This window comes from Pseudoalteromonas sp. APC 3893 (assembly GCF_030408095.1).
Taxonomy (GTDB): Bacteria; Pseudomonadota; Gammaproteobacteria; order Enterobacterales; family Alteromonadaceae; genus Pseudoalteromonas.
The window spans coordinates 58,679-73,814 of the sequence record NZ_JASDCD010000001.1 but is presented as its reverse complement, the minus strand read 5'-3'; the positions used below and the strand labels follow the sequence as shown (position 1 = coordinate 73,814).

The window sequence follows — 15,136 nt, the reverse complement described above, 5'->3', positions numbered from 1 at the left end:
AGTGTATAAAGCCGCAATTTTACATTTAATTGGCTTCAATCACCATCTATTTGAGTTAAAGGGAGGCTAATTGGGTGAATTTTTATTACTTTTATATCGTGCTTTAGACTTTTGACCCGACTTTTAGCAATCCCAAAGCCTGTTATGCCACCGCCTACAGCGGCAATTATTTGTATCCACTCTGCGGCTTTAAATAATTCACTAGCAAGCAAAGCAAATAGCATACTTAATAACAAAGGTAACATATACACGGCAAAAGCATGTTTAACCATGTGCCTGTCATCTAAAGCCAAGGTTATTTTTTGCCCAACTTGGACTGGGATGTCGAATTGATACGGGAACGTTTTTTTTGCAGTGCCGAATAGTTTACCAAAAACTTGTGAACCACAACGTCCATTACAGCCTTCGCAGGCCTTTTTTTGTTGGGCTTCTAAATGAGCAATGGTGCCTGTAATAGACACCACGGTAAGCGTTTGTTCAATCATGAGGTTTTAAAGTGGCCGTGCGACTGATTCTGCAATTGCTTTTGCTGTCATAGCGGGGATATTACCCACCACTGACACATCAAAACTACCTGCATTATGAACATAAATTGTAGTCGCTCCAGATGATAAAGAGCCACTAGGCCTGCGTCCTGGTAACGGGCGCTGCACAAATACAGATACTTCAACAAAGCCATCTGAATATAAATAGTAGTCGGTTAATTCATTATTTAGGTCAAGCTTATGTCTATCAGATTTTAGTAAGCTAAAGCCATCTGGTAGCCAACCTATTTGCCAATTATTACTCGCAACATTGGGTTGCTCTTGCGCAACAGCATTACTTGGTAAGGGAGTCGGGAAATCACGATTAAGCATTTCGAGTAATAGTGGCGCTGGCTCTTCGGTCACGCTTATATGTGTTAACTGTAGTTGCTCCAGCATTTCACCAGCTTGATTTACATAGGCTGATTTTAAAAGTAATGACGACTCAGCATCTATCCAAAGCCAATAGTTAAACTTAAATTCATCTTTTGATTCAATACGCACTAGTTGTGCTGCTCGTCCTGCTATGCGCCCTTTACCACCCAGTACAAAGTCATATTCTTTACTCAAACGTTCAATATCTTTAAAAAGCACTTCAGGAATTGGACCTGCAATTGAATCTGTTGCGATTGAATAAGGCGCTGACTGCGGTTCAAAGTACGTTACTTGATCATCGATTCGGACCATTTCAAGCCCTGCACCGTTAAGTAAACTTAAGTGCTCTAGTTCAGTCTCATTTTGCTTGGCATGTAACCAACGATACGGTTCCATTGACTTGCCTTTTACAACCACAAAAGACGCATCAAAATTACGGTTGTGAACGGCTTCAGCCATATTAAGCAAAAGCTCTTTTGCAGGGGGTTCGTCGCTGGCATAGGCGGGGGCCAGTATTACCAACGACAAGATAAAAGTAATTACTTTCATTTAATTAGTTTTTTTCCTCTTCAGCTTGCCCCTTAGTGTGAGCCTTTTCAAGTGAATATGCAACGCGTGCTTGACGTTGATGCTCTAAAACTAATGCACCAATACGTTGCTGCTGTAATTCACGTAAACCCTGCTCTGCATTTTCAAGGGCTGGCTCTGACGAATAGCTCACTGGAGAAGCAACCCCGGTTAACGGTGTACTTTGCAGTATTGGAATTTCATTAGCAGGTGAGTCCTCACCTTGAGGTAGCGTTTGCACCCCAACAATTGCAAACATAGCGACACTTGCTGCAATGGCAAGCTGTGCAACTGGTTTACGCCAATTAAAAGCAACAACATTGTCAGTGCCAGTGGCAGCAACTTGTGCATCTTGCTTTTGGTTAAAATCAGCATAAACAGGTTCACTTTCTAATGCTTTAGCAACACTGTCGCTAATATCGAGCACAAAAGCGTCTTCTGACTCAGCACGCATTACATCACCTATTAACGCGTAGCGCCCTAAGGTTTTAGTATCTTGCGCAGCAAGCTCTTCGTTTGTTAAGAGTTGTTCGCCGTCAAGTAATGCGGATAAGTCTTGATTATCCAACTTGTTAACGTGTGCTTTTGTCATATTAAGACTCGCCTATTAATGGGTTTAATTTGTTATCAATTGCTTCACGGGCACGGAATATACGTGAACGCACCGTCCCGACTGGGCAATCCATTACCACGGCTATTTCTTCATAGCTCATCCCCTCGATTTCTCGTAAGGTGATCGCGGTTTTAAGATCTTCAGGCAAACTATCAATCGTGTTAAATATTACAGCGCGAACTTCGTCGCTTAATAATAAATTCTCAGGTGATGCGTTAGAACGCATTGCATCCGCGCCGTCATAAAACTCAGCTTCATCAGCGTCTACATCATTTGCTGGCGGTTTACGGCCTTGAGCCACTAAGTAATTTTTAGCACAATTAACAGCGATACGGTATAACCAAGTATAAAAGGCGCTATCTCCACGAAAGTTCGGAAGTGCACGATACGCTTTAATAAAAGCTTCTTGTGCCACATCAGCAATATCACCCTGATTTGAAACATAACGAGAGATCAAACCGGCTATTTTATTCTGATACTTCTTTACTAATAGGTTAAAGGCATTTTTATCGCCTTGTTGAACCCTTTTTACTAGCGCTAAATCTAAATCCTGCTCGCTCATTCGAGCCGGTACTCCTATATCTAGTTATTACTTGTTATTCATATCTTAGCCATTGTTTACAAATACTCTGACTGAGGCATGAATGAAAAGTTCATTTAATATTATTTTTTTATAAAATAGCGCATAAATAAATACGTAAAAGTTGAAAATCACTAATAGTGTCATGTCAAAATATGATACATATACGCTTATCACAATAATATTGATTGCTCGTACCAATTACTTAAATTAGTATCCTAGAGCATTGTAACCGCAAAGACCACGGACATGAACCAAAATAAACACCACGCCACTGACGTTGTCATAATTGGCAGCGGCGCTGCCGGACTTTCTCTGGCACTTTCATTAGCAAATCATTGTAAAGTTACTGTAATTAGTAAAGGTGAGTTAAAAGAAGGTTCCACGCTATACGCACAAGGTGGTATCGCTGCTGTATTCGATAAAAAGAACGACAGTATCGAGTCTCATGTACAAGATACACTAGATGCCGGTGGGGGTTTATGCGACCGAAAAGTCGTCCATTACACTGCAAGCAATGCCCCCGATTGCTTAAAATGGCTAATTGAACAAGGCGTGCCATTTGATATGGAGTTTGACAGCAAGGGCAAAGAACGCTTTCATTTAACCCGCGAAGGCGGACATAGCCACCGTCGCATTTTACATGCCGCGGATGCCACTGGTCGCGCAGTACAAACGACGTTAATTAGCCAAGTACAAGCCCACCCTAAAATTACTTTGCTTGAACAATATAATGCAATTGACCTAATTGGAGATAAAAAGTTAGGTAACGCGGGCGATCACATTCACGGCGTTTACATGTGGAATCGACGTGCTAAACGTGTTGAAACTATTGCTGCTAAATTCGTTGCTTTAGCAACAGGTGGTGCCAGCAAGGTGTATTTATATACGTCAAACCCTGATGTATCTAGTGGTGATGGTATCGCTATGGCATGGCGCGCAGGCTGTAGAGTTGCAAACATGGAGTTTAATCAATTTCATCCAACGAGCTTATACCACCCTGAACTACAAAACTTCTTAATCACTGAAGCTATGCGAGGCGAAGGGGCTTATTTAAAACGCCCTGATGGTACTCGCTTTATGAAAGATTTTGATGAACGTGAAGAGCTTGCCCCACGCGATATTGTAGCCCGCGCAATCGACTTTGAAATGAAACGCCTCGGTGCAAATTGTGTTTATTTAGATATCAGCCATAAAGAGAAAGACTTTATAATTGAACACTTCCCTACCATTTACGCAAAGTGTTTAAGTGTAGGTTTAGATATCACCAAAGAGCCGATCCCTGTGGTTCCCGCAGCGCACTATACCTGTGGCGGTGTAATGACCGACTTTAACGGTAAAACAGATTTAGCCAATTTATATGCCGTTGGCGAAGTAGCGTACACTGGCTTACATGGTGCAAACCGAATGGCAAGTAACTCACTGCTAGAGTGTATTGTATTTGCCCATGCCGCAGCAAAAGATATTCTTGCAAAACTTGCTAGCAGCCCGCCTCAGCAAGCTTTACCGCAATGGGATGAAAGCCGCGTAACGAATTCTGACGAAGAAGTGGTGATAACACATAACTGGCATGAGTTGCGCCTTTTTATGTGGGATTATGTAGGCATTGTTAGATCAACAAAACGCTTGGAACGGGCATTGCATCGCGTTGAATTATTACAACAAGAAATTCATGATTATTATGCAAATTTTAGAGTCACCAATAACTTACTCGAGTTAAGAAACTTAGTGCAAGTAGCTGAGTTAATCATACGCAGTGCGATGGAGCGTAAAGAAAGTCGCGGTCTACACTATACCATTGACTACCCCGAACAAAGTGGCGACCCAAAGCCAACAGTTTTAACCCCAGCTAAAGCTTAGAGCTAGCAATAATTGCGCGTTTGAGCCTGATAAAGTTTTGCTCATCGACCCCACTGGCATTAATCACCAGCCAGTGGGAAGCTGCAAACCCTTCAATATAAAGCCAAACACAGTGTTGATAAGCTCGACTTTTCGCACTTATTTTGCCCTTAATTTCTTGCTCAAAATTTATAAAATGACAATGTGGTAAATCTAAAATTATCGTGCCACGCAGTGGGTGTAAACGCTTAAAGTAAAGCCAAGTTATGTAGCCAGTAATGCCTGTGACAATAACACTGGCAATTTGCCCCAAGGGTGTTGTAAGAAAGGCGGCAGAAAAAAATGCAAACAGGCTAAAGCAGACCACTAAAGGGGCGTGGTCTGCTTTATTATTAGTCAATGTAAATCTATACACGAACTCGGTCTAAAATAAGGTTCACCATTTGCTTAAGTTCTGGATCTTTACATTCTTGATGGCCCATAAACCAAGCAAACAAATCAGGATCGTCCGCTTCTAATAAACGCTGAAATACTGCTTGTTGTTGTGCAGATAATGAATCAAACGCTTCTTCAACAAATGGCATAAACAATACATCAAGTTCTAACATACCACGGCGACAAGCCCATCGAATACGTGCTTTACTATGAATTTCAGTCATTTTTTACCTCGTACTTAGTTGCTATTGAGTTTACCAAATTACCTCTGAATAAACAGCTTTAAATAACACTCACTAAATAATTCCAATACGCTGACATATCATTTAGCTGCATCTATACCCATAGCATCATCTACGTTATTATAAGCATCTCAATTTCTCGCAAAGAAGGTTTTTATGTCCACTGTATATGCATGTCCTTTATCACATAAGCTAATCAGTATAAGTGGGGTTGATAAACTCGCTTACCTTCATGGCCAAATTACCCAGGACTTAAACCTGCTCAAGCAAGATAACTTTTTGTGGGCTGGACACTGTAATGCTAAGGGTAAGCTTTGGAGTGTTGCTAAGTTATTTTCTCATCAAGATAATTTCTATCTTGCAGCCACAGCACACGAAGTAGAGCAGTCTTTAAGCGAATTGAAAAAATATGCGGTTTTTTCAAACGTTGAAATCCAGCAATCACCTTTACAACTCATTGGTTTACTTGGCGATGACTTAACGCAAGTGCAAAATGAATTAGCAATAGAGTTTGCACCAGACGCAACGGCATGTGACTTTAGCGCTGGTAAAGCACTTAAATTAGCAGACAATCGTATTTTATTAATGGTAGACAGTGACTTTTCTCTATCGCAAGACATTACTTGTCTAGACGATGATGCGTTATGGCAACAGCATGCAATTTTAGCTGGTGAGCCAGCGCTTAACCGAGCAGCGATTGGTGAATATGTGCCGCAAATGGTTAACCTACAAGCGATAGGTGGCATTAGCTTTCGTAAAGGCTGTTACACCGGGCAAGAAACCGTAGCCCGCATGAAATACCTTGGCAAGAACAAACGCGCCATGTTTATTGTATCAGGCCCAAGTGAAGGTACCTTTGCTGAGCTTGATTTAGAAACCCAAGTAGGGGAGAACTGGCGTCGTGCTGGAAAATTAATTAGCCAAGCCTACAATAAACACACGAATACTTTTTATGGCCTTGTTGTGTTGCCAAACGACAGTGAACCTAGTCAATCACTGCGTGTAAAACATGAACCGCAGGTAGAGCTCACAATCCAGCCTCTACCCTACTCTCTAGAAGACGAATAAATAGGAATGACTATGCTCATTGCAACAAACAAAGTGGTAAAAATGCATTATTCAGTAACGGATAATGAAAATAACTCTATCGATAATTCATTTGATGGCGAGCCACTCATTTTTATCGTTGGTACTGGGTACTTAATCCAAGGCCTAGAAGATGCGCTACAGGGCAAGCAAGCAGGTGATACACTTAGTGTTACTGTTGAGCCTGAAAACGGCTATGGCGAACGTCATGATGAATTAATGCAAGCAGTGCCTAAATCTATGTTTGAAGGTATGGAAATTGAGGTTGGTATGCAATTTCGTGCAACAACAGATGACGGCGACCAATCAGTTATGATCATCGATATTCAAGATGAAGAAGTCATCGTAGATGGTAACAACCCACTTGCAGGTATAACGTTAAACTTTGACGTCGAAATCCTCGAAGTGCGTGACGCAACGGCTGATGAGCTTGCTCATGGCCATGTACATGGTGAAGGTGGCTGTGGTCACGAGCATTAATCACAATTACCCATAAAAAAGCGCCTCGGCGCTTTTTTTATGGGTAATTCCTAAGCTGTTTCAACTGCTTCTGACGGAAAAATTTTACCTTCGAGCGCGCTAAGTAACCCCGCTTGATCATTAGTACCTAAGCGATACTGGCTACCATCTTTCATCGTTAGCTGAACCGCACTAAACCCGGACACAGTATAAACCCAGCCATCATGAGTGATCCGTAAGCCAATACCATGGCGAAATGAATTTTCCACAGCTTTTGCTTCTACAATATCTGCAAGCATTAACGTTTGACCAAATAAACCCGGACCAAAGCCCCAACCAATAGTCTCACTATCAACTTTAATGGTTAGACCGTGGAAAATAAAACCCACTAAAACAAGTATCCCAGCAAATACCATTAATGGCATATCTGCGCCAATTAAATACCATGCAAGGCCAACGAAGCTGCCAATCCACGCTAGTATCGCAAAAATAAATAAAGCATACTGCTTATGTTGATACATAAAAATCTCTATAAGGGGTTAAAAACTATATACAAAAGTAGCACTAAGCTCAGAGTCATACTTAAGCTTGTCATCTTCTGGCTTTGAATTATATCGATATAGGTAGGCAAACTTTAATGACACAGCCCCCATAACTTGACTGATCAACGATGTCTCAGACTTAAGGCGTGAGTTTAAGCCAGACAATGATTGCTCAATACTCACATCTTGATTGAATCGGGTACGCTTTGAAACTGTACGCTCCCACTGCAACGCAACTCGTAATAAATAACCGGTTTTGGTGGCATCTTCATCTGTTGCCAACTCTGTTTCGTCATCAGCAACAGAGCGGTATAAACCAGGCCCTATATCAAAATCCACTTGGTTTTTTACACCTTGGTACAAGCGATTACCATAACCGGTTGCAATTGTGCTTTTAAATTCTAAGCCACTAAACTCATCATTTTCATAATCACCGTAGACAAAGAAAGAGGCGTTTTTAACACCTACTTTATAGTTTCCTTGCGCCGATATAAATATACGATTAGCCGAAACTTCATCATCACCAGTAGTATCATTACGATCACGCTTGTACAACGTGTCTATTTTGAATTGGTTTCGCCAACTCTCTAAGTCTTGGTACAAATTACCTCTGAGCTTAAAACTGGTAGAGGTTGTATTGCCGCGACTTACAATAAAACCAAACTCTGTATCACCATACAGCATTTCACCTTGATGTATTTTATGTATTTCTTCTTCAGAAAGCTGGCCATATTCATGAAAGTCTTCAAACGGATCAACCGCCCAAATTTTAAAGCTCATAAATAAACAAAAAAACAGTAAAAAACGATTCACTGTTTACTCGCTAATACATAAACGCTATTGCTAGCTAAATCACCAAAATAATTCATTTTTTATTCGCTATCTTTCCATAAAATATGACAAAACGGCGCGTCTTTATCGCGACTAATTAGAATTTTAGCAAATAAAATATCTTGATTCTCAAATTCGAGACCAACTAACACCTGTAAAAAGTGTTCTGGTTCTATTTCTAATGCAACAAAGTCTTGCCACTGTTCGTCTGGTTCACCTTCTTCAATAAAACCGAGGTTTTCCCTGTGCATATTAAAGTCTTCAACATCTTGCTCGGTTAAGTTATCTGGCGCTAACTCTAAAAAAATATCGTACGCTTGATGCGTCACTTCTTCTTCGCTGTATAAACGTGGTCCTGTCATTGCCATTACTCTTTATCGACTTTATGGTAGCTATAGTATCAAACCTCAGCAAAATTATGCCAAAAAAAGTCAGGTTTCCCTGACTTTTTTTAGCAAAACTCATTTTTACGATTCAGGGCTGGTTGTCCCTTTCATTTTTTCACGCATAGTCTGCACTAAGCTATAAAATAATGGCACCAGCAAAGTACCAAAAATAGTAGCTGCAAGCATACCTGCAAGCACTGTGACACCTAATGACACCCTACTGCCAGCCCCCGCGCCTGTTGCAAACACTAACGGCAACACACCTAAGACGAAAGAGAATGCAGTCATTAGTACTGCACGAAATCGCATTTTAGCTGCGCTTGATGCTGCCTCAAAAATACTTTTCCCAGCAGCTCGCTCTTCCATGGCAAACTCAACTATCAGAATAGCTGTTTTAGTCGACATGCCTATTAATAATACTAAGCCAACCTGAGCATAAATATTGTTTTCAATACCAATCACATATAAAGCAAGCATTGCGCCAAACATCGCAAGCGGTATTGCCGCAATAACAGAAAATGGAATGGTCCAACTTTCATATTGTGCAACTAAAAATAAATAGACAAATAAAACCGCTAAGCCAAATAGTAATGGCGCCATATTACCTGCTTCTATTTCCTGCTTAGATTGGCCTGCCCATTCAAATGTATAACCGCTAGGTAGTTGCCCTGCAAGCTCTTGCATAGCGGCAATAGCGTCACCACTTGAAAACCCAGTCGCAGCCTGACCACTAATACTGGCACTACGGTATAAGTTAAAGTGGTTTAATGTGGTAGGCCCAAGGATCGGCTCAAGTTTAGCAAGGGTCGTTAACGGCACCATGTCACCCTGATCATTACGCACAAAATAGTGCTGCAAATCAGCTGGGTCTTTACGAAACTCACTTTCAGCCTGCATAATAACCTTATATGTGCGACTAAACTGATTAAAATCATTAATGTATAAAGAGCCCAATTGAGCTTGCAGGGTAATAAATATATCGCTTAGAGCAACACCTTGAGCTTTGGCTTTATTACGATCAATTTCTAAGAAGTACTGAGGAACATTGGCACGAAATGTACTGTATACATTGCTTAAGCTCGGATGTTGATTTGCTTCATACACCAAGCCATTAAGCACTTGAGCCAACTCAGTCGGATCCCGTCCTTCACTGTCCTGTAACCTAAATTCAAACCCCGAACTTGTGCCAAGCCCTGGGATTGGCGGCGGATTAAACACCATTACTTGCGCATCTGGCATCGCCCACATTTGCCCCATAAGACGACCTATCGTTGCTTTGAGCCCTAGCTCTGCTGTTGTGCGCTCTTCCCAGTCTTTTAAAATAACAATACCTAAAGCGTTATTTGACCCTGCACCGCCAATTAAAGAAAAACCAGACACGGCAATAAAGTCGGTCGCAGAGGGCTCGTTCTTAACTATATCGCCTATTTTTTTCATCACATCTTGCGTGCGTCCTGACGCCGCGGCATCAGGTAATTGAACATCAACAAATACAAAACCCTGATCCTCTGCTGGTACAAACCCTGTCGGAACACTTTTCGCAAGCCATCCGGCTGCAACAAATATGATGATCGCAAATAAACTCATTCGCCCAGCACGCTTAAGGATAAAATGAATGACTTTGCTATAAATTGAGGTAGATTGAGTAATGCCTCGTTCAATTGGAGCAAGCCACTTTATCGGTTTCATGGCTTTTTCATTTAATAACAAAGCACACAATGCGGGGCTGAGTGTTAACGCATTTACTGAAGAAATAAGCACTGCGAATGAAATTGTCACCGAAAACTGTTTATACAACTCCCCAGTAATACCAGGCATAAAGCCAACAGGAACAAATACAGCTAACAACACTAGTGTTGTAGCAATAATTGGCCCAGTTACTTGCTCCATCGCTTTGGTTACAGCTTCTTTGATAGGTAGCTTATCTTCTTTTAAGATCCGCTCAACGTTTTCTATAACAATAATTGCGTCATCTACCACAATACCTATTGCCAGTACTAAGCCAAACAGAGTTATTAGGTTTATTGAGTAGTTCATAGCCATCATAAAAGCAAAAGTACCAACTAAAGAAACTGGAATTGCAATGGTAGGAATAAGCGTGGCTCGCCAGTTTTGTAAAAATAAAAACACAACTAACACCACCAAGCCTACGGCTTGAAATAAGGTAACCACCACCTCTTCAATCGAGCGGTTAATGAACTCAGTGGTATCATAAGGTATAGAATACTCAACGCCGTCAGGAAGTTGTTTAGCAAGCTCTGCCATTGTTGCTTTTACATCTGTGGCAACTTGCGTAGCGTTTGCATCCGTTAGCTGGTAAATAACCACAAATGCGGTATCTTGTTGGTTCAATTTAGCCGCTATACTGTAATCGGCCGAACCTAGCTCTATTCGCGCAATATCATTTAAACGCACAAAATTACCGCCTTGGTTAGCGCGAATAATTGTTTGGCCAAATTCTGCGGGGGTTTTTAAACGCCCTTTAGCTTGTATTGAATATTCGAATTGTTGACTCGGTAGCGAAGGCGCAGCACCTAATTTACCTGCAGCAACAATGGTATTTTGTTCTTGCAGCGCAGCTTGCACTTCAGTCACGCTAAGGCCCAAAGATGCCATTTTATCTGGACGAAGCCACAACCTCATTGAATAAGTTTGTTCACCCATCACTTCAGCTGACGCGACACCTTCAATACGACCAAGAGGCTCTGTTATATAATTTGTAGCGTAGTTACTTAAAAAGATTGCATCAATATTTTCTTGATTAGAGTAAAGGTTAATACCCAATAACATAGAGCTGGATTTTTTCTTAACCGAGACTCCTTGTCGCGTGACTTCTGAGGGCAACCCAGGCTCAGCAAGCGCAACCCGATTTTGCACATTAACTTGTGCAATATCTGTATCAGTCCCGACTTTAAAGTACACCGTAATGTTGGCTGTACCATTATTAGTGGAACTCGATTCTATATACATCATGTCTTCAACCCCATTGACTTGCTCTTCAATGGGCCGAATCACTGACTCTTCAACTATTTGCGCACTCGCTCCAGGGTAAACAGCCGTTATTTGTACTTGCGGCGGGGTTATTTCTGGATACATATTTACTGGAAGCAAACCCATTGAAATCAAACCAGCTAAGGTAATGACTATAGAGATCACTAAAGCAAATTTAGGTCGCGCGATAAACGTTTTACTTATCATATACGCTCCTATTAACTCGCTGAGTCTGTTTTACTTGAGATAGTACCGGTGACGTGATCAACCATTTTCTCAACTGGCTTTACTTCAACTCCTTGTCGTACTTTCTGTAACCCTTCAACGATGATCTTTTCACCCTCTTTTAAGCCAGATTCAACAACCCACATAGCGTTAATACGTCGACCTAAAGTTACAATACGTGTAGCAACTTTATTATCGTCTCCAACCACCAATACGAATTTACCTTGTTGGTTTTCTTGTACCGCGGCTTGTGGGATCAGTGCATGTTCTTGCTTATTTTTACTTTCTACAATTAAAGTTACAAACAATCCTGGCATAACAATACTTTTCTCATTTGCGAAAGTTGCACGTAACTCTACCGTACCCGTACTTCTATCTATTTTCGTATCGGCAAAATCTAGCTGCCCTTTTGCGGCAAAATTAGTGTTATTTGGTAATCGCAGTGATAAATCAATCGGCACATTTTGTGGGTCATTCACACTATCTTGGTGTTTTTGCCGGTAACTTATGTAATCAGCCTCTTCGACTTGAAAGTTTACATAAATAGGGTCAACGTCTGTTAGTTCTGCCAATTCACTAGAGCTTGGTCCTACGATATTGCCTACATCGTAATTTACTTTACCAATACGCCCGGCAAATGGTGCGCGAATTTCTGTATAACTTAAATTTAGTTTAGCCTTTTCTAAACTCGCTTGGGCAGACTTAACTGCAGCAGCGGCTTGCTCATAATTAGTTGTTAATTTATCGAGATCAGATTGCGAGATAAACCCTTGTGCAGCAACTTCTTTGCCTCGTTTTAAATCACGCTGCGCTCCATTCTCACCTGCCATTTTACTTTTAATATCAGCTTCAATCTCAGCCACTGAAGATTTATACTCTGAGGGGTCAATACGAAGTAGTAACTGGCCTTTTTCTACATAAGAGCCTTCATTAAAGTGACGTTCTATCAGCTCACCTTCAACACGAGCTCTTATTTTAACTTCTTGGTGTGCTTCTGTTCGCGCTACAAACTCCCGGTAGTCACCAACATCCTGAAAAACCACATTAAATACAGAAACAGCAGGCGCGGGAGCAACTTGTTTTGCTGCATTTTCATCAGAGCAACCTGCTAACGATACAATAAATGCCATTCCTAAGGCACCTTTGACAGCTAACGACATATAACTTGCTAAAATGCTTGGCGTAAACCGTTTAAGCATGGTTTTTCTCCTTGATAGCTTTTTAAAAACTACCTTTTATGATTATTGTTAGTTACATCAAAACGCATAACTTGTTTGTCCGGCTAGTATTGAGCTCTGAGATAGCTATTAGTTCAGATAAAAATATACACCACTTTGTAACCTTTTGTAGGTCAGGTTTACAAATAGGTGTATATTTTTAAAATTAAAAAGCATCGCTTTACATCATTCTTTTTAATTCGTAAGCTAAGTTAAAACAGGTCAGAGCAGTTAACATGGTAAAGCTTGAAAAACAACAACACATCGCTTTCGTAACTTTTACCCGCGAAGAAAAACAAAACGCACTCAACTTCATTATGTTTAAACAGCTGGCATCAGTGATTAAACAAATTAAAAAAGATAGCTCTATTCGCGCAGTTATTATCCAAGGCGAAGGTGCTAATTTTTGTGCTGGCCTTGATGTTGCGGCTGTGATGAAAAACCCAATGAATATTATTAGCTTGTTATTCAAGTGGTTGCCAGGTAACTGTAATTTAGCTCAGCAAGTTGTGTTAGGTTGGCAGTCTTTAAGTATCCCTGTATTTGCTGTAATTCAAGGTAACTGTTTCGGTGGTGGTCTACAAATAGCTTTAGGTGCAGATTATAGAATTGTACATGAAGATGCTAAGTTAGCGATTATGGAAGCGCGCTGGGGCTTATGCCCAGACATGGGAGCGAACGTTGTGCTGCCTAGTTTAATGCAAAAAGATAAAGCGCAATGGCTCGCCAGTCACGCATCCGCAATTGATGCAAAGACTGCCAAGCAACTAGGGTTAATAACACAGGTAAGCAACGAGCCGCTTAAAGCGTGTTTAGCTATGATTGATACCTTAATGATCCGTTCACCTGACACATTAGCAGCAATTAAACGTGTTACTCAGCAAAGTTACGCGACTCCTAGACGAAAAATTCTGGCGAAAGAAACGTTTAGCCAAATTCGACTATTACTCAATAAAAATACAAAAAAAGCAATTGCTAGAGCAAAAGGTGACGAGAGCATTGAATACTCAGACCCAAAACGCTGGTAAATATGTCACATATTAAAAAGTCACCAAATATGATTAATTTTAGTGTTATAAAATCTTAAATTATTACAGAGCCTACTATGACAAAGTTAAAGTTATTCTTGCAAACAAGCTCCCAGCTTGTAGTCAGTTGTGGCATTATTTTGGGCTGCTTGCTAATAGCTAAGTTGACTATGCACTTTATTGGCGGCAGCTTTCCAGCTCCCATACTAGGTATGCTACTTTTAGTTACTTTGCTCTTGTCAGGCATAATAAAAGAGGCCCAAGTTATCCCCTTTGCATCACCTCTATTAAATTTTATGCCATTGTTCTTCATCCCCGCTGGGGTTGGATTTATTGAACACTTAGGGTTAATACAGCAATACTGGCAATTTATTACAGCAACTTTAATTCTCATCCCGTTAACAAGCCTATTATTGATAAGCCACATAATTGGTTATTACAAAGGTCGTGCGCAGCATGATTAATTATTGGTGGTTAAGCTCTTTTATGGTGGTTGGCTTATTCATTATACTTAAGCGGCTAAATAGCTTGAGCGGTAACTCGATTATAAAATCACTGACAAACCCTGTATTTCTGGCAATTACAATTGTAGCTGCTTTATTACTGCTGTTTAAGTTGCCTTATAAGCCGTTCTATCAACATACTCAAATACTCAGCTGGTTGTTAGAGCCTGCAATTGTTGCGCTTGCAGTTCCTTTATACCAACAGTTTGTACATGTTCGTAAAAATGCGCTTTTAATTTTGCTCAGTTGTACCGCAGGGATTATAAATGCAACCTTTGTAGGCACCGTTCTAGCTTTGTTTTTTGCTGCTCCAAAAGCACTGGCCGCTTCAGTAGCAGCTCTGTCGGTTACAACGCCTATCACCTTGCTGGTTACTGATTCTTTAGGCGGGGTGCCCTCTTTAGCAGCGGCAATGGTAATTTTTATTGGTGTATTAGGTGCTTTATTTGGCGTGTTATTTTTGCGCTTTATTGGTATATCTAATCACCAAGCGCAAGGTGTCGCAATTGGCACAGCCTGCCATGCAATTGGCACAGCCGCTGTGTTAAACGAAAATGTATCAGCTGGTGCCTATGCATCAGTAGCAATGGCATTAAGCGCCCTTTTAACTGCACTTATAGTGCCTTGGCTTTATCCATTTTTGTATCAAGCTCTGTTATGATAAACACACTTGGTTACAACGTTTTTAATTAT

Annotated in this window: 17 protein-coding genes; 6 read left to right on the top strand and 11 right to left on the bottom strand. The window is 40.8% G+C overall.

All coding sequences use genetic code 11. The features are described from left to right. Positions 1–35: 35 nt before the first annotated feature. Genes QMA12_RS00350 through rpoE form a run of 4 tightly spaced genes read right to left on the bottom strand, consistent with a single transcriptional unit; the run spans position 36 to position 2,641 of the window. Entirely contained in the window at positions 36–485 is a 450-nt protein-coding gene (locus QMA12_RS00350) for a SoxR reducing system RseC family protein (RefSeq protein WP_087531986.1), read from the bottom strand. 6 nt (positions 486–491) lie between these two features. Further along, positions 492–1,448, bottom strand: a complete 957-nt coding sequence (locus QMA12_RS00345) for a MucB/RseB C-terminal domain-containing protein (protein WP_087531985.1) — start codon at positions 1,446–1,448, stop codon at positions 492–494. A gap of 4 nt (positions 1,449–1,452) precedes the next feature. Next, positions 1,453–2,058 (bottom strand): RseA family anti-sigma factor, encoded by a 606-nt coding sequence (locus tag QMA12_RS00340; protein WP_087531984.1) that lies wholly within the window; start codon positions 2,056–2,058, stop codon positions 1,453–1,455. A gap of 1 nt (position 2,059) precedes the next feature. Next, positions 2,060–2,641: an RNA polymerase sigma factor RpoE gene (gene rpoE, locus QMA12_RS00335; RefSeq protein ID WP_087531983.1), complete on the bottom strand. Its 582-nt coding sequence runs from the start codon at positions 2,639–2,641 to the stop codon at positions 2,060–2,062. A gap of 267 nt (positions 2,642–2,908) precedes the next feature. Between rpoE and nadB the strand changes: the two genes are divergently transcribed. After that, the gene (nadB, locus tag QMA12_RS00330) at positions 2,909–4,519 is read left to right on the top strand and encodes an L-aspartate oxidase (RefSeq protein ID WP_087531982.1); all 1,611 of its coding nucleotides are present in this window, start codon (positions 2,909–2,911) and stop codon (positions 4,517–4,519) included. Here the strand turns inward: nadB and QMA12_RS00325 are convergent. Next, a complete protein-coding gene (locus QMA12_RS00325) occupies positions 4,509–4,898 on the bottom strand; it encodes a hypothetical protein (protein WP_087531981.1) in 390 nt (129 codons plus the stop codon). The two genes, nadB and QMA12_RS00325, sit on opposite strands and share 11 nt — an antisense overlap. 7 nt (positions 4,899–4,905) lie before the next feature. Beyond that, positions 4,906–5,157 carry a succinate dehydrogenase assembly factor 2 gene (locus tag QMA12_RS00320; RefSeq protein ID WP_087531980.1) on the bottom strand — a complete coding sequence of 84 codons (252 nt, stop codon included), beginning with the start codon at positions 5,155–5,157 and terminating at the stop codon, positions 4,906–4,908. A gap of 174 nt (positions 5,158–5,331) precedes the next feature. Between QMA12_RS00320 and ygfZ the strand changes: the two genes are divergently transcribed. Together ygfZ and QMA12_RS00310 are read left to right on the top strand one after the other, a co-directional pair. Further along, entirely contained in the window at positions 5,332–6,243 is a 912-nt protein-coding gene (gene ygfZ, locus QMA12_RS00315) for a tRNA-modifying protein YgfZ (protein ID WP_087531979.1), read from the top strand. Between the two features lie 12 nt (positions 6,244–6,255). Beyond that, a complete protein-coding gene (locus tag QMA12_RS00310) occupies positions 6,256–6,741 on the top strand; it encodes a peptidylprolyl isomerase (RefSeq protein ID WP_087531978.1) in 486 nt (161 codons plus the stop codon). A gap of 50 nt (positions 6,742–6,791) precedes the next feature. On the opposite strand, the gene QMA12_RS00305 is transcribed toward QMA12_RS00310, so the two are convergent. The 5 genes from QMA12_RS00305 to QMA12_RS00285 form a co-directional block, all read right to left on the bottom strand. Beyond that, positions 6,792–7,241 carry a hypothetical protein gene (locus tag QMA12_RS00305; protein ID WP_087531977.1) on the bottom strand — a complete coding sequence of 150 codons (450 nt, stop codon included), beginning with the start codon at positions 7,239–7,241 and terminating at the stop codon, positions 6,792–6,794. A gap of 18 nt (positions 7,242–7,259) precedes the next feature. After that, complete coding sequence (locus QMA12_RS00300) at positions 7,260–8,042, bottom strand: DUF481 domain-containing protein (protein ID WP_290210103.1); 783 nt, start codon at positions 8,040–8,042, stop codon at positions 7,260–7,262. A 92-nt stretch (positions 8,043–8,134) separates the two neighbouring features. Continuing rightward, positions 8,135–8,455 carry an HI1450 family dsDNA-mimic protein gene (locus QMA12_RS00295; protein WP_290210104.1) on the bottom strand — a complete coding sequence of 107 codons (321 nt, stop codon included), beginning with the start codon at positions 8,453–8,455 and terminating at the stop codon, positions 8,135–8,137. Positions 8,456–8,560: 105 nt separating this feature from the next. Next, positions 8,561–11,677, bottom strand: coding sequence for a multidrug efflux RND transporter permease subunit (locus tag QMA12_RS00290; protein WP_290210105.1), 3,117 nt, complete (start codon positions 11,675–11,677; stop codon positions 8,561–8,563). 11 nt (positions 11,678–11,688) lie between these two features. Then, positions 11,689–12,894 (bottom strand): efflux RND transporter periplasmic adaptor subunit, encoded by a 1,206-nt coding sequence (locus tag QMA12_RS00285; protein ID WP_290210106.1) that lies wholly within the window; start codon positions 12,892–12,894, stop codon positions 11,689–11,691. 254 nt (positions 12,895–13,148) lie between these two features. On the opposite strand from QMA12_RS00285, the gene QMA12_RS00280 reads away from it, so the two are divergent. The 3 genes from QMA12_RS00280 to QMA12_RS00270 all read left to right on the top strand — a co-directional run bounded on the left by QMA12_RS00280 (position 13,149) and on the right by QMA12_RS00270 (position 15,104). Next, positions 13,149–13,940, top strand: a complete 792-nt coding sequence (locus tag QMA12_RS00280) for a crotonase/enoyl-CoA hydratase family protein (protein WP_290210107.1) — start codon at positions 13,149–13,151, stop codon at positions 13,938–13,940. 77 nt (positions 13,941–14,017) lie between these two features. After that, positions 14,018–14,404 (top strand): CidA/LrgA family protein, encoded by a 387-nt coding sequence (locus QMA12_RS00275; RefSeq protein ID WP_290210108.1) that lies wholly within the window; start codon positions 14,018–14,020, stop codon positions 14,402–14,404. Further along, complete coding sequence (locus tag QMA12_RS00270; RefSeq protein WP_087531971.1) at positions 14,397–15,104, top strand: LrgB family protein; 708 nt, start codon at positions 14,397–14,399, stop codon at positions 15,102–15,104. The genes QMA12_RS00275 and QMA12_RS00270 overlap by 8 nt, the downstream gene beginning before the upstream one ends. Positions 15,105–15,136 lie beyond the last annotated feature (32 nt).

Coding starts and splice junctions, on each gene's coding strand:
- QMA12_RS00305 (WP_087531977.1), bottom strand. CDS start 7,241: ATGTATCAACATAAGCAGTATGCTTTATTTATTTTTGCGATACTAGCG.
- QMA12_RS00275 (WP_290210108.1), top strand. CDS start 14,018: ATGACAAAGTTAAAGTTATTCTTGCAAACAAGCTCCCAGCTTGTAGTC.
- ygfZ (WP_087531979.1), top strand. CDS start 5,332: ATGTCCACTGTATATGCATGTCCTTTATCACATAAGCTAATCAGTATA.
- nadB (WP_087531982.1), top strand. CDS start 2,909: ATGAACCAAAATAAACACCACGCCACTGACGTTGTCATAATTGGCAGC.
- QMA12_RS00290 (WP_290210105.1), bottom strand. CDS start 11,677: ATGATAAGTAAAACGTTTATCGCGCGACCTAAATTTGCTTTAGTGATC.
- QMA12_RS00340 (WP_087531984.1), bottom strand. CDS start 2,058: ATGACAAAAGCACACGTTAACAAGTTGGATAATCAAGACTTATCCGCA.
- QMA12_RS00320 (WP_087531980.1), bottom strand. CDS start 5,157: ATGACTGAAATTCATAGTAAAGCACGTATTCGATGGGCTTGTCGCCGT.
- QMA12_RS00280 (WP_290210107.1), top strand. CDS start 13,149: ATGGTAAAGCTTGAAAAACAACAACACATCGCTTTCGTAACTTTTACC.
- rpoE (WP_087531983.1), bottom strand. CDS start 2,641: ATGAGCGAGCAGGATTTAGATTTAGCGCTAGTAAAAAGGGTTCAACAA.
- QMA12_RS00270 (WP_087531971.1), top strand. CDS start 14,397: ATGATTAATTATTGGTGGTTAAGCTCTTTTATGGTGGTTGGCTTATTC.
- QMA12_RS00300 (WP_290210103.1), bottom strand. CDS start 8,042: ATGAGCTTTAAAATTTGGGCGGTTGATCCGTTTGAAGACTTTCATGAA.
- QMA12_RS00345 (WP_087531985.1), bottom strand. CDS start 1,448: ATGAAAGTAATTACTTTTATCTTGTCGTTGGTAATACTGGCCCCCGCC.
- QMA12_RS00295 (WP_290210104.1), bottom strand. CDS start 8,455: ATGACAGGACCACGTTTATACAGCGAAGAAGAAGTGACGCATCAAGCG.
- QMA12_RS00310 (WP_087531978.1), top strand. CDS start 6,256: ATGCTCATTGCAACAAACAAAGTGGTAAAAATGCATTATTCAGTAACG.
- QMA12_RS00350 (WP_087531986.1), bottom strand. CDS start 485: ATGATTGAACAAACGCTTACCGTGGTGTCTATTACAGGCACCATTGCT.
- QMA12_RS00285 (WP_290210106.1), bottom strand. CDS start 12,894: ATGCTTAAACGGTTTACGCCAAGCATTTTAGCAAGTTATATGTCGTTA.